This window comes from Alteribacter populi, from assembly GCF_002352765.1.
Classification (GTDB): domain Bacteria; phylum Bacillota; class Bacilli; order Bacillales; family Salisediminibacteriaceae; genus Alteribacter; species Alteribacter populi.
Window position 1 is genome coordinate 3504244 of sequence record NZ_KZ293963.1, and the last position, 12808, is coordinate 3517051.

A 12808-nucleotide genomic window follows, 5' to 3' on the forward strand; every position below is an offset into this window, starting at 1 on the left:
GAGATGCAGGTTAAAAAAATATTTTCAACGATTGATACACACGTATTAGGTGAGGTGTTCAGAATCATAATCGAATCACCTATAGCGTTAACCGAAATAAATCAGTCCTTCCTTGAAGAGAAGTATAAGCGTGAGGTGGAGTGGCTACTAAACGAGCCGAGGGGGCATCGAGGTATGAATGGGTGCTTTGTCCTTCCTTCCAAAGTGGCTGATTATGCTTTAATGTTTGTTAACCACGACAGTGACGTTCAATTTAAATATAGCGGGTTCGTTGCCTCTATTACAGCTTTACTGGAAACAGGTAACTTGGCCAAAAAAGAAGATGATTTCTATGATATTGAAACAGTCAATGGCGTGTTTACGGTTTATGCAAAATATGAAAATCAGGTGGTGAGTAGGGTCCGTTTTGAAAATAAGGCGTGCAAAGTTGTTGAGTCTACCAACGAATTCGACATGGTAGAAGTCGACGGCTCACGAAAATACTTGATTTACGAGCTTCCTGAGTCGATAGCCAGCATTCATATGGAAAGCTTATCAACTATCATGCGATGGGGAAAGCAAACGAGAGAAAAAACTAGGAGGGGACAAGCCATATTTGATGGCATAACCTTGGTCGATTCTATGGACTCGGTGGACGGTAATATTCAGTCGGTGACGTTTGGAAACGATGGATACATCCTACGCTCCCCAGGGGTAGATAGCACTGTTGCCATATTTGCTGCTCTACTGAATAGATCAGGTCAATCTGTCCAGCTTACAAATCAAAGTATTTATGGAAGCAAGTTGACGGTTCAATTGGTTCCTGGTACTAGAGATCAATTTTACATCGAAACGCAAGGATTTATAACGGGAATGCATCAGTTTATTTATGATCAGGAAGACCATTTGGAAAATGGGTTTTTACTAAAGTAGAGAAAAGAGTTTTTAATGTAGAGATGATATCTTTCATTATTTGAAAAACCGTTTAAAAAAGGAGAGTGAAGAATGAGTGCTGATAAAAGATTACCTACATTAGCAGAAGTGTTATTTGTCTTAATCACTTTTGTTTTAATCATGTTCTTGTTTGTCATTCAGTTTGGTTTGCCAATTCAACTTGCCTTGTTAACCACTTGGTTTATGATCATGATCGTAGGAATGAGAATAGGTCATAGCTACAAAGAAATGCAGCAAGGGATAATAAAAGGGATAAATGATGGAATGGAAGCTGTTCTTATACTAATAGCTGTGGGTGCATTAATTGGGACATGGATTGCTGGTGGTATTGTTCCTAGTATCATTTATTACGGGCTTTCCATTATTAATCCAAACATATTCTTATTAGCTGCATTCGTCATTTGTGCGATTACATCTTTAGCGACAGGAACATCCTTTGGTTCGGCAGGGACTGCGGGTATTGCCATGATGGGTATTGGAGCGAGTTTCGGATTTCCCATCGCATTAGTTGCAGGTGCTGTAATATCCGGGTGTTATGTCGGTGATAAACTCTCTCCACTTTCTGATACGACAGTAATGACAGCTTCTTTATCAAAAGTCAATGTCATTGAACATATCAAATCCATGCTTTATGTCAGTGCACCGGCTTTTCTTATAGCAGGAGCTTTATTTCTAACGACTGGATTGTTTTTTCATGATAGTAGTGGGACGTTAAGTCAAGCAGAAACAACGATGGCTTCACTAAATGAGTACTTTACGATTAGCTGGTACATGATTGTGCCTGCTGCGATCGTCATCACTTTACTCGCCATGAAAAAACCTTCCATACCAGTGATTTTGTTCGGTGCACTATTAGGTACTGTGTGGGCATTCTTATTTCAAAATGTTTCCCTCTTTGATGCGGTTAATAGTTTATATGCTGGTAACTCAATCGATTCAGGTGTTGCGTTTATTGATAATCTATTAAACCGTGGCGGCATTGTCTTCATGCTTGAAGTGATCGTACTCATTTTGTTTGCTTTAGGTGTTGGCGGGTTAATGGAACAAACCGGCATCTTACGAGCGATTTGCATCAAAATGCTGACATGGGCAGATAACGCTGGCAAAACGACGTTATCTACTTTACTTTCTGGCTTCTTTGGTAACTTTTTTGGAGGGGCTGCTTATGTTTCGATCATTACCGCTAGTAAAATTACCGAAGAAAACTATGATCGCTTGAAAATTGACCGAAGAATACTTTCAAGAAATACAGAAGCAGGAGGAACGGTGACAACCCCGATGGTTCCGTGGTCTGATGGTGGTGTATTTATGGCTGCAACACTAGGCGTATCTACGCTGGCCTACCTGCCATTTTTATGGTTTAACCTTTTGATTGTAGTTATGTCGATTTTATATGGATTTACGAACAAATTTATTTGGTACACGAACGCTAACGAAGTAGATGGTGAGACATCAGGAGTCAAAGAGAATGTCAATTAAAACAAAAATAGGGAGGATATTTTAATGAAACAACTAGAAGGGGCATTTCCAGTACTTATTACACCAATGACAAGTGAAGGGGAGGTTGATTTTCCTGGTTTAAGAAAGAATATTGACCATTTTATTAATGAAGACGTAGCCGGAGTGGTTGTTAATGGAAGTACAGGTGAGTTTGTCAGTTTAACGAAGGAAGAACGGCTTAAAGTGGCAGAAGTAGCGGTTGAGCAGGTGAATGGCCGTCTTCCACTTCTTGTAGGTACAGCTGCGGAAACAACGGCAGATGCCATTGAATATACAAAGCACGCAGAAGACATAGGGTCAGATGCAGCCTTGTTAATTAATTCGTATTATGCACACCCGAAAGAGGAAGAAATCTATGAGCATTTTAAAGCAGTAGCAGATGCTGTTAGTTTTCCAGTCATGATCTACAACAATCCATTTACTTCTGGGGTCGATATTGAGACTGAAACGATTTTACAGGTTGCCCGTGATGTAGAGAATATTACTCATATTAAAGAATCTAGTGGAGATATCGGTAAATTACGAGATATTACAAGGCAAGGAAGTGGGTTTGTAACAACATTTTGTGGATCCGATGATTTAGCACTAGAGTCGTTTTTAGTAGGGGCAAAGGGATGGATTTCTGTTGCAGGAAATGTGGTGCCAAGGCTTGTGACAGATTTATATCAGAGTGTAAAAGAAAGTGATATGGATAAGGCATGGGAACTGTATGATCGAGTTCTTCCACTTTGTAGATTTATTGAAGGATCGGGTAAGTATGTACAAATCGTGAAAAGAGCGATGGACATACAAGGGTTAGCAGGAGGTCCGTCACGTAAACCAAGACTGCCGCTAACGAAGAAAGAAGATACAATGCTTCAGGACATTTTGAAAGGGTTATTAGTAACTGAAAAATAGAAGGAGGAAATAAAATGATCATGTCTCAAATTGAATTAAAACCGAAAGTAAAGAAATTCTTAGAAGGAAAAAAAGAATTATTTATTAATGGAGAATTCGTTCCTTCAAGTAGTGGGAGAGAGTTCGAGGTTTATAATCCTGCTACGGAAGAAGTGCTTGCTAACGTGAGTGAGGCTCAAGCTGATGATATAGACAAAGCTGTTAGTGCAGCAAGAGTAGCCTTTGAAGAAGGTGAATGGCCTAAATTAAGTGCTGCTGAAAGATCGCATCTTATATATAAATTCGCTGACTTGATTGAGAAGAATAGAGAAGAGCTTGCACAATTAGAATCACTAGATAATGGAAAGCCATACTCTGTTGCTTTAGCAGATGATATCGATGGCACTGCAGAGCACTTTCGATACTATGCAGGGTGGGCGACAAAAGTACTTGGTCAAACGGTACCGATATTTCATGATTATTTAAATTATACGGTACATGAACCTGTAGGAGTAGTTGGGCAAATTATACCTTGGAATTTCCCATTGTCGATGGCTTCCTGGAAATTAGGTGCGGCACTGGCTACAGGTTGTACTATCGTATTGAAACCAGCAGAACAAACGCCACTGTCTTTACTTTATGCAGCAGAGCTACTAAATGAAGCAGGATTTCCAAATGGTGTTGTCAATGTTGTACCTGGGTTCGGAGAGGTTGCCGGGGCTGCTATAGTTGATCATCAGGATGTAGATAAAATTGCTTTTACAGGATCAACAGTGGTTGGCAAATCCATTATGAGAAAAGCCGCGGATTCGGTTAAAGATATTACGCTTGAGCTTGGGGGGAAATCTCCTAATATCATTCTAGAAGATGCGGATATTGATAAAGCCATTGAGGGTGCTTTTGATGGAATCATGTATAATCACGGTCAAAATTGCAGTGCTGGCTCAAGAGTGTATGTACACCGTAAACACTACGACCGAGTCGTGAATGAATTAGCAAGGCTTGCCGAAGAAGTTAAACTCGGTTATGGGCTAGACCCTGAGACGGATATGGGGCCGCTTGTATCAAAAGAACAATATGACCGAGTGTTTGGGTATATTGAAAAAGGGAAAAGTGAAGGAGCGAAACTCGTAACTGGCGGTGAAAAACCTTTTGATAAAGGATATTTTATTCGTCCTACCGTCTTTGCTGACGTAGAAGAGGATATGACGATTGCTCGAGAAGAAATTTTTGGTCCAGTGGTTGCCGTTTTTCCATTTGACACAACAGAAGAAGCGATACGACGTGCAAATGATAGTGTATATGGTTTGGCTGCCGCGGTGTGGACAGAAAATATTAAAACAGCACATAAGGTGGCACACAAGTTAAAAGCCGGAACTGTTTGGATTAATGATTATAATTTAGAAAATCCTGCAGCAGCATTTGGCGGATATAAACAATCGGGTATCGGTCGTGAAATGGGGAACTATGCATTAGATAACTATACAGAAGTGAAAAGTGTTTGGGTGAATTTGCAATAAAATAATGCAGCTGTCCTTCAGTATAGGGCAGCTGTTTTTAGTTAGAATGATAGCCTGCTTAGTGAGAGGGAGGTTTTTTGAAAAGTTGATTGACAGTGGGGGAGTGAAGGGGTATAAACGAAGGTAATGAGGGTACCTGAAGGTGCGTCTGATGGAAAGATCATCAATAAATAGAAACATAGGCTGAAATACTCCTAAAGAAAGAAATGAGAGGAACATGAGAATGGAAGGTTTACTAAAGTTTCCTATCATTGTATGTCGCTAATGATTATGATAGATAACAAACAAATGTTATGAACATAGTAAAGGAGAAATCGGCATTTGACCAGACATAGTTGGACGTTTCAAAAAGAGGAGGAGCAATCATGGAAAAAGTTCCATCGAAAATTGTATGTGTCGGTTTAAACTACAAAGATCATGCTAAAGAAGTGGATTTACCTTTGCCGAATGAGCCGTTACTATTTTTAAAACCAAGTACAACTGTAATAAAAAACGGTGAAAATGTCATTTATCCACCAGAAACAGAGCAAGTCGATTATGAGGCAGAATTAGCGGTTATTATCGGGCAGAAAGCAAAAGATATTTCAATAGAGCAAGCATTTGACTTTATCGATGGTTTTTCATGTGCAAACGATGTGACTGCCCGGGATCTTCAATTTTCCGATGGTCAATGGACGAGAGGGAAGTCATTTGACACCTTTTGTCCAATTGGTAATGTCATTACAAAAGGTGTTAATCTTGATGATTCTACGATTGAACTAAGAGTAAATGGTGAGCTTAAACAGCAATCAAACGTGAACCAGCTCATTTTTCCTGTTGATTACCTGGTCTCTTACATATCACACGTGATGACGCTCCTTCCAGGTGATGTGATCCTGACCGGAACCCCCCATGGAGTTGGCTCGGTGCAGCCCGGAGACGAAATGGAAGTGAAAATTGACGGTATTGGGACTTTGAAGAATAAAATAGTGAGGAAGGAATGTGCTTTGCTACTTTAATGATGAAAAAGAGTGAGCCGTGATGATAAAATAAACACGGCTCTATTTATTGCTGGTGGCGGCTTTGGAAGTAGCCGGTGTGTTAGCTGATCATTTTTTCGAAAAATTCCTTGCTTACTCGAGTAATAATTACAACCCTCTCAGTTTAATCAAACGTTTGTTTAACAAGTCGAAAAGCCGTGAAGGTTCAGTATTTTACACGAAACTTAGAAAACTTCACAGAGGCTTATGTTATGGACCTGCCAGCTCATGGCATAATCCCGTATTCTGATTGTTATTAAAACTAAGCACTGTATAACGTTTTATTCTAAAAAGAAACAAGGTTTGTGCAGGAGAATCATCATCTATGTCGAATAACAAGTAAATCAAGGTTCCCCCCCTAACCCCCTCTATTTGAAAGGAGGACGTCATGTCCGACTCCCCAACACCTCACGATCTACTGTTTAAACAACTTCTGAAATACTTTTTCACTGATTCCCTTTTTGCGTTTTTTCCAGATACGACAAAAGAGATTGATTTTCACTCCATTGAATTTTTGTCAGAAGAAAGCTGGCTAGAGGCTTCTTCCGATCATCCTCTCCGCCCAGATCTGATTGTAAAAACGCGACTTAGCGGGAAAGAGACGATGATCCTCATTCATGTTGAAGCTCAGTCCAGCTATGACTCGCAATTTCATTTTAGGATGCTTCGCTACTTTTTTCGCCTCTACGACCATTTCCGAATTCCCGTTCTCCCGATCGCGGTTTTCAGTTACACAGATTCCAATAGCGAGCCTCCTACAACCCTTACAATCGGCACCCCAAACCAAACCACCCTTACGTTTCAATACCAAAGCTTATTGCTAAGACACCTTCCCTGGCGCCAGTTTTTAAATGATGATAACCCGGCAGTTGCCGCATTGCTTTCTCATATGGGGTATAATGAAGAAGAGAAAGTTCAAGTGAAGCTTGCCTTTCTTCGCATGGTGACTCGTCTTGAGCTAAAGCCGGAACAACAACATTTTGTCACGCGATTTTTCGATACGTACGTCCAATTAAATGAAGAGGAGGAGATCGTGTTGAAGGAAGAAACGAAAAAGCTTGCCCCGAAAGAAGCAGACATGGTGTTTGAGATGATGAATTCGTATGAGCGCCGTGGCATGGAAAAAGGAATACAAGAAGGGAGGCAAGAAGGAAGACAAGAAGGAAGACAAGAAGGCCTTCAAGAGGCAGCAAAGCGTATGTTGGCTGAAGGAATGGACGTAGCATTGATCGTAAAACTGACAAAATTACCTGAAGCAGAGGTGCGGGCGTTGGCGTTAGAGTAAGGTTTCAGTGCCTGTTATCAATCGAAGTTATCTTGTCGCTCGTGATCAAGGATGGCCCGCTTTTACTCCATGACTCGACTTGAACTAACACAGGAACAACAACATTTTGTCACGCGATTTTTCGATACGTACGTCCAATTAAATGAAGAGGAGGAGATCGTGTTGAAGGAAGAAACGAAAAAGCTTGCCCCGAAAGAAGCAGACATGGTGTTTGAGATGATGAATTCGTATGAGCGCCGTGGCATGGAAAAAGGAATACAAGAAGGAAGACAAGAAGGCCTTCAAGAGGCAGCAAAGCGTATGTTGGCTGAAGGAATGGACGTAGCTTTGATCGTAAAACTGACAAAATTACCTGAAGCAGAGGTACGGGCGTTGGCGTTAGAGTGAACCAAGTATTTGGCAGACAGTTGAGGGTTGCTCAATATATCTCCGTGCCTGCTAGATCATCGCTGGTTAGGCTCGGAATGTGGGGTCATCTTGGCCGACGTAGAAAAACATTATTCCACCCTAAACCCTTCAATAAACCGCCGCGCTTGCTTCGATAAATGCCGTTGCTTCAACCAGATTACCGCTGACTTCGCCCGTACCGCAGCATCCTCAATCTCATATGCGACTAATTCCGGCGCATGAAAAGAGAACAAAGTCGACCTCGGCACGATTGTCGCACCCACACCTTTTGCTACAAGCGACAGTAGCATCGTCACATCGGGACATTCACAAATAACATTTGGTTCGAAGCCGTGCTTACGACACTCTTCTAAAATCATTTCATATTGCCCAGCGCCGCTTATTCGGTGTAATAAAAGAAGAGGGACATCTTTGAATTCTGCCATTTTCATCGAAGTGCCTGTGTGACCTGATCTTAAAGCTTCATGAAACACCCCGACAAACGGTTCGTCCGGCAATGGGACGTGCCCGAATTCTCTCATTTCTAATGGAAGCCTCACTACTCCTAGCTCTATTTCTCGATTTTTCACCAACTCACCAATTTGGTACGAATCGCCATCTCGCAATAAAAAGCTTACCGCTGGATACGTGTCGCGAAACCGACCAATCCGCTCGGGTAAATAAGAAAAGCATGATTTCACGGTTCCGATTGCTAGTTTACCGCGCAACCCTTCGTCACTTTCTTTTACTTCCTCACGAATCTCATCCATTTCTAATAAAATTCGCTCCGTTTTTTCAAACAGTAAAGCGCCTGCTTGCGTTAATTCCATCGTCCGACCGTTTCGTTCAAAAAGTTGGACCTCGAGTTCTTCTTCGAGCGCTTTGAGCTGCTGGCTGAGGGGAGGTTGAGCCATGTGCAGTTTTTTTGCCGCTTTCGTAATTTGTCCTTCTTCGGCGATCGTAAAGAAATACTTGAGTTGTTTAATGTCCATACCAGTCCACCTCATTGTATATATTTTTCATATCGTTTCTATATAAAATCAATATTTCTCATATAGCTTAGCACATGGTACGTTTTATTTGTAGGAAAATTCGAATAAATTTGTCAATTTAACGAGAAGTTTAAAATCAAAGTAAACGTTTAAAAAGGAGAGATTAAGCAATGAAATACGCAGAAGCAAAACAACGACTACGAGGGTCAATTGCACCGATTGTCACGCCATTTAAGCAGGATCATTCAATGGATTTGGAGAAATTGAAGGAACTTATCGACTGGCATGTGGAAAGCGGCAGTCATGGAATTTCTGTAACAGGAACGACTGGGGAACCGAGCTCACTTACGAAAGAAGAGCGGATTCAAGTAATGGAAACTGCGGTGAAAGCAGTGGATGGCCGTGTGCCATTTGTACCGGGAACGGGATCTACGAATCATCAAGAGACGCTGGATTTAACGAAAAAAGCACAGGAAATGGGAGCAGACGGAGCACTTGTAATCGTTCCTTATTACAATAAACCATCTCAGCATGCCCTTTACAAACATTTCAAAGCGGTTGCTAACAGTGTTGATATTCCGATTATTGTTTACAACATTCCAGGCCGAACGGCGACGAATCTTGACGTGAAGACTCTCGCAAGACTGAGCGAAGACTGTGACAACATTATTGGCGTGAAGGAATCGAATAAAGACTTTGAACATATTAACCGCGTTCTTTTAAATTGCGGTCGTGACTTTAACCTTTATTCGGGTATTGAGTTGCTATGCTATCCGATGCTTGCAATTGGTGGAGCGGGTCATATTAGTGCGACAGCGAACGTAGCGCCTGAGAAGGTTGCGGAAATTTATGATGCGTGGCGAGATGGTGACGTCCAACGTGCACTTAATCTTCATTTTGAATTGATGCCATTAAATGATGTGCTCTTTAAAGACACGAACCCGGCACCACTGAAAGCGGCTCTTGGCATTATGGGGAAAATTGAGCCGGTATTGCGTATGCCGATGGACCTGCCAACAGAAGCGTTGCAAAACGAAATTCGCGATGTATTGAAAACGTATACAAGTGTTTCAGGTGAAGTTACGTCGAAGTAATTTGTAAGCGGATGCAAGATTGAAGGAGGGTGCGAAGTGACGAAATCAACAGAAATAGTCAACCAGGAAAAATTGCAGCACGACAGTAAATTAGACGATGTAAAGCTCTATATTAACGGGGAGTTTGTTTCGGCAAGCTCGAACGAAACATTTGAAAATAAAAATCCTTTCACGAACTACGCCATCAACCAAGTGGCTTCAGGTGGAGCAGAAGATATTGACAAAGCGGTAAGTGCTGCAAAAGCAGCTTTCAAAGGAGAATGGGGGCAGCTGAAGCTTAAAGACCGTCTTGTGTATGTGAACAGGATTGCGGACTTAATCGATGAGCACATCGATGAGATTGCCCCGCTCGAGTCTCTCGATACAGGGCTGCCGATTCACCAGACGAAGAAGATGGTTGCACGGGCGGCACAAAACTTTCGGTTTTACGCGGAAATGGTGTCGAGCCGGTTAACGGGTGATGCGTACCAAGTGGACGATGAATTTTTAAACTACACGGTTCATAAGCCAGTTGGAGTAGCGGGACTTATTACTCCGTGGAATGCGCCGTTTATGCTTGAAACGTGGAAAATTGCCCCAGCGCTTGCTACTGGAAACACGGTTGTGCTAAAGCCGGCTGAATGGTCCCCTCTGACAGCAAACCGTTTAGCGGAAATTATCGATAAAGCGGACCTTCCTAAAGGAGTTTTCAACATCGTTCACGGCTTTGGGGAAACAGCAGGCGCAGCACTTGTCGCTCATCCGGATGCGCCACTGATTTCGTTTACCGGGGAGACGACGACAGGCTCTGAAATTATGAAGAACGGTGCCGATCCATTAAAACGTTTTTCGATGGAGTTGGGCGGAAAATCACCGATTATCGTGTTTGACGATGCCGATATTGATAGAGCGATTGATGCGTGTACGTGGGGCATTTTCTCTTTTAACGGCGAGCGGTGTACGGCGAACTCAAGGCTGTTCGTCCACGAAAATCTATACGACACGTTTGTTGAACAGCTCATTGAGCGTGTGAAAAACATTCGTGTTGGCGATCCGTTAGACGATGAGACGCAAGTCGGACCACTGATTCACACAGAACACTTTGAAAATGTGAAGCGTTACCTTGGCGTTGCTGAAGAAGAAGGTGCTCAAGTGATTAGCGGGCATGTTGATGCGAAATATGCTGACGGAAACTTTGTCCCGCCGACGTTGCTGCTTAACGTGAACAACGAGATGCGCGTGGCTCAAGAGGAAATTTTCGGACCGGTTATCGCGGTGATGACGTTTAAAGACGAAGCAGAAGTCGTGGAAATGGCAAATGATATTCGCTACGGGCTTGCCGGCTACGTCTGGACTAATGACATGAAGCGAGGTCACAGGGTGGCTCAAGCAGTGGATGCAGGAATGATGTGGGTGAACTCGCAAAATGTCCGTGATCTACGTACGCCATTTGGTGGCTCGAAGCATAGTGGCATTGGTCGTGAAGGTGGCTATTACGCGTTTGAATTTTATACTGAAATCCAAGTCGTGCATGTCGCATTAAGTGATCATCCGATACCGCAGTTTGGGAAAGAGAAGCGAACGTAAGAACTTCTTTCTTTTGTAGAATAAATCTTATTTTGTGTTGAATAACTCGTACTTTATGTAGAATAAATCTTATTTTGTGTTGAATAACTCGTATTTTATGTAGAATAAATTCTCTTTTATGTAGAATCTATTTCCAGGAGGAGATTCGATGGGAGCTAAAACAGGCCAGGAATATATCAATCGCTTGAAAAAAGCGAATAACAATATTTATCTTCACGGAGAGCGTGTGGATGATGTCACGGAGCATCCGGGGCTAAAAAATGTCGTCAAATCGATGGCACGCCTTTACGATTTGCAGTTTGAGCAAGAGGAAAAGATGCTCTATACGTCACCGTCTTCAGGAAACAAAGTCGGGATGACCTTTTTGCAGCCAAAATCGGTGGATGATTTGATCAAGCGTCGTGTGGCGATTCAAGAATGGGCACGTACGTCAGGTGGGATGATGGGACGCTCACCAGATTACTTGAACTCGGAAGTCATGGCGATGGGAATGAACAATGAGCTTTTCACAGAAGCAGATCCGATGTTTGCGGATAACGCGCGCAAGTATTATGAGTTTGCCCGTGAGAATGACATTAGCTTAACGCATACGCTCATTCACCCTCAGGTAAACCGTGGAAAAGCGCAGCATCAGCAAAAGGATGCCAACGTAGCCCTTCACTTAGTGGAAAAAAATAAAGATGGCATTATCGTTGATGGCATTCGTTTGCTTGCGACACAAGGCGGAATTACCGACGAAATTCTCGTGTTCCCGTCCACTGTGAAAAAAGCAGGAGAGCTAGACGATCCGTACTCGCTCGCGTTTGCGGTTCCAAATAATACACCGGGCTTGAAGTTTTTGAGCCGTGAGTCGTTTGATTACGGTAAGAGCGAATGGGATCATCCGATGTCGTCTCGTTTTGAAGAAGGTGATGCGATTGTCTCGTTTGAAAATGTCTTTGTTCCGTGGGAGCGTGTCTTTGTTTGTGGTAACTCGTCGATTTGTAACCGGACCTTTAGAGAAACAAATGCGGTCGTTCATATGTCCCATCAAGTGGTTGCCAAAAACATCGTGAAAACCGAATTTTTACTTGGTACTGTTTTGAGCATTATGGATGCGATCGGAATCGACCAGTTCCAGCACGTGCAAGACAAAGGAACGGAGATCATGCTTACTCTTGAGACGATGAAGTCTCACCTTTATCGTGCGGAGCATAACGCGAAGCTCGATGCATCGGGAACGATGACGCCGGATTTTGAAGCGCTGAATGCGGCAAGGAACTGGTATCCGCGTGTATATCCTCGTCTCGTTGAGATTCTCCGGGTGCTTGGAGCTTCGGGCATGATGGGAATTCCAACTGAAGCCGATTTTGCAAACGAGGACATCGGTCCAATCCTTCACCGTGGATTGCAAGCGAAGAATCTAGAAGGCTACGAGCGTGTGCAATTGTTCCGTCTTGCCTGGGATATGACGATGAGTGCATTCGGAAGCCGGCAAATGCACTATGAGTACTATTTCTTTGGGGACCCGGTCCGCATGGGGATGACCTATTTTGAAGGCTATGAAAAAGAAACGTATAAGCAGTACGTACAAGATTTTCTAAATCAAGTTCCGGCTAATAAGCCGAATCTATCGAAAGTGTAATGGGGGTTGTGA

At 42.7% G+C, this 12808-nt stretch carries 11 protein-coding genes; 10 read left to right on the top strand and 1 reads right to left on the bottom strand.

Annotation, left to right across the window (positions count from 1 at the left end):
* Positions 1–3 precede the first annotated feature (3 nt).
* The 7 genes from CDZ94_RS16240 (at position 4) to CDZ94_RS16275 (ending at position 7520) form a co-directional block, all read left to right on the top strand.
* Positions 4–912, top strand: coding sequence for a proline racemase family protein (locus CDZ94_RS16240; protein ID WP_096438805.1), 909 nt, complete (start codon positions 4–6; stop codon positions 910–912).
* A gap of 72 nt (positions 913–984) precedes the next feature.
* Positions 985–2412 carry a Na+/H+ antiporter NhaC gene (gene nhaC, locus CDZ94_RS16245; RefSeq protein WP_096438807.1) on the top strand — a complete coding sequence of 476 codons (1428 nt, stop codon included), beginning with the start codon at positions 985–987 and terminating at the stop codon, positions 2410–2412.
* A gap of 24 nt (positions 2413–2436) precedes the next feature.
* On the top strand, positions 2437–3330 hold the full coding sequence (gene dapA / locus CDZ94_RS16250) for a 4-hydroxy-tetrahydrodipicolinate synthase (protein ID WP_096438809.1): 894 nt from the start codon (positions 2437–2439) through the stop codon (positions 3328–3330).
* 14 nt (positions 3331–3344) lie between these two features.
* Complete coding sequence (locus CDZ94_RS16255; protein ID WP_096438811.1) at positions 3345–4829, top strand: aldehyde dehydrogenase family protein; 1485 nt, start codon at positions 3345–3347, stop codon at positions 4827–4829.
* Between the two features lie 365 nt (positions 4830–5194).
* A complete protein-coding gene (locus CDZ94_RS16260) occupies positions 5195–5827 on the top strand; it encodes a fumarylacetoacetate hydrolase family protein (protein ID WP_096438813.1) in 633 nt (210 codons plus the stop codon).
* A 409-nt stretch (positions 5828–6236) separates the two neighbouring features.
* A complete protein-coding gene (locus CDZ94_RS16270) occupies positions 6237–7133 on the top strand; it encodes an Rpn family recombination-promoting nuclease/putative transposase (RefSeq protein WP_096438817.1) in 897 nt (298 codons plus the stop codon).
* A gap of 162 nt (positions 7134–7295) precedes the next feature.
* On the top strand, positions 7296–7520 hold the full coding sequence (locus tag CDZ94_RS16275) for an RpnC/YadD family protein (RefSeq protein ID WP_157911775.1): 225 nt from the start codon (positions 7296–7298) through the stop codon (positions 7518–7520).
* Between the two features lie 110 nt (positions 7521–7630).
* Here CDZ94_RS16275 and CDZ94_RS16280 read toward each other — a convergent pair whose 3' ends face one another.
* Positions 7631–8512 (bottom strand): LysR family transcriptional regulator, encoded by an 882-nt coding sequence (locus CDZ94_RS16280; protein WP_096438821.1) that lies wholly within the window; start codon positions 8510–8512, stop codon positions 7631–7633.
* A gap of 170 nt (positions 8513–8682) precedes the next feature.
* Here CDZ94_RS16280 and hpaI point away from each other — a divergent pair, with 170 nt between their 5' ends.
* From hpaI to hpaB, 3 genes are all read left to right on the top strand, one after another.
* On the top strand, positions 8683–9606 hold the full coding sequence (gene hpaI / locus CDZ94_RS16285) for a 2,4-dihydroxyhept-2-ene-1,7-dioic acid aldolase (RefSeq protein WP_096438823.1): 924 nt from the start codon (positions 8683–8685) through the stop codon (positions 9604–9606).
* Between the two features lie 36 nt (positions 9607–9642).
* Positions 9643–11172 carry a 5-carboxymethyl-2-hydroxymuconate semialdehyde dehydrogenase gene (gene hpaE / locus CDZ94_RS16290; RefSeq protein ID WP_096438825.1) on the top strand — a complete coding sequence of 510 codons (1530 nt, stop codon included), beginning with the start codon at positions 9643–9645 and terminating at the stop codon, positions 11170–11172.
* 148 nt (positions 11173–11320) lie between these two features.
* Positions 11321–12796 (top strand): 4-hydroxyphenylacetate 3-monooxygenase, oxygenase component, encoded by a 1476-nt coding sequence (hpaB, locus tag CDZ94_RS16295; RefSeq protein ID WP_096438827.1) that lies wholly within the window; start codon positions 11321–11323, stop codon positions 12794–12796.
* The last annotated feature ends 12 nt before the right edge of the window (positions 12797–12808 follow it).

What these genes read in the sequence shown, in the direction of transcription:
- CDZ94_RS16240 (WP_096438805.1), top strand. Translation starts at nt 4, where the DNA reads ATGCAGGTTAAAAAAATATTTTCAACGATTGATACACACGTATTAGGT.
- nhaC (WP_096438807.1), top strand. Translation starts at nt 985, where the DNA reads ATGAGTGCTGATAAAAGATTACCTACATTAGCAGAAGTGTTATTTGTC.
- dapA (WP_096438809.1), top strand. Translation starts at nt 2,437, where the DNA reads ATGAAACAACTAGAAGGGGCATTTCCAGTACTTATTACACCAATGACA.
- CDZ94_RS16255 (WP_096438811.1), top strand. Translation starts at nt 3,345, where the DNA reads ATGATCATGTCTCAAATTGAATTAAAACCGAAAGTAAAGAAATTCTTA.
- CDZ94_RS16260 (WP_096438813.1), top strand. Translation starts at nt 5,195, where the DNA reads ATGGAAAAAGTTCCATCGAAAATTGTATGTGTCGGTTTAAACTACAAA.
- CDZ94_RS16270 (WP_096438817.1), top strand. Translation starts at nt 6,237, where the DNA reads ATGTCCGACTCCCCAACACCTCACGATCTACTGTTTAAACAACTTCTG.
- CDZ94_RS16280 (WP_096438821.1), bottom strand. Translation starts at nt 8,512, where the DNA reads ATGGACATTAAACAACTCAAGTATTTCTTTACGATCGCCGAAGAAGGA.
- hpaI (WP_096438823.1), top strand. Translation starts at nt 8,683, where the DNA reads ATGAAATACGCAGAAGCAAAACAACGACTACGAGGGTCAATTGCACCG.
- hpaB (WP_096438827.1), top strand. Translation starts at nt 11,321, where the DNA reads ATGGGAGCTAAAACAGGCCAGGAATATATCAATCGCTTGAAAAAAGCG.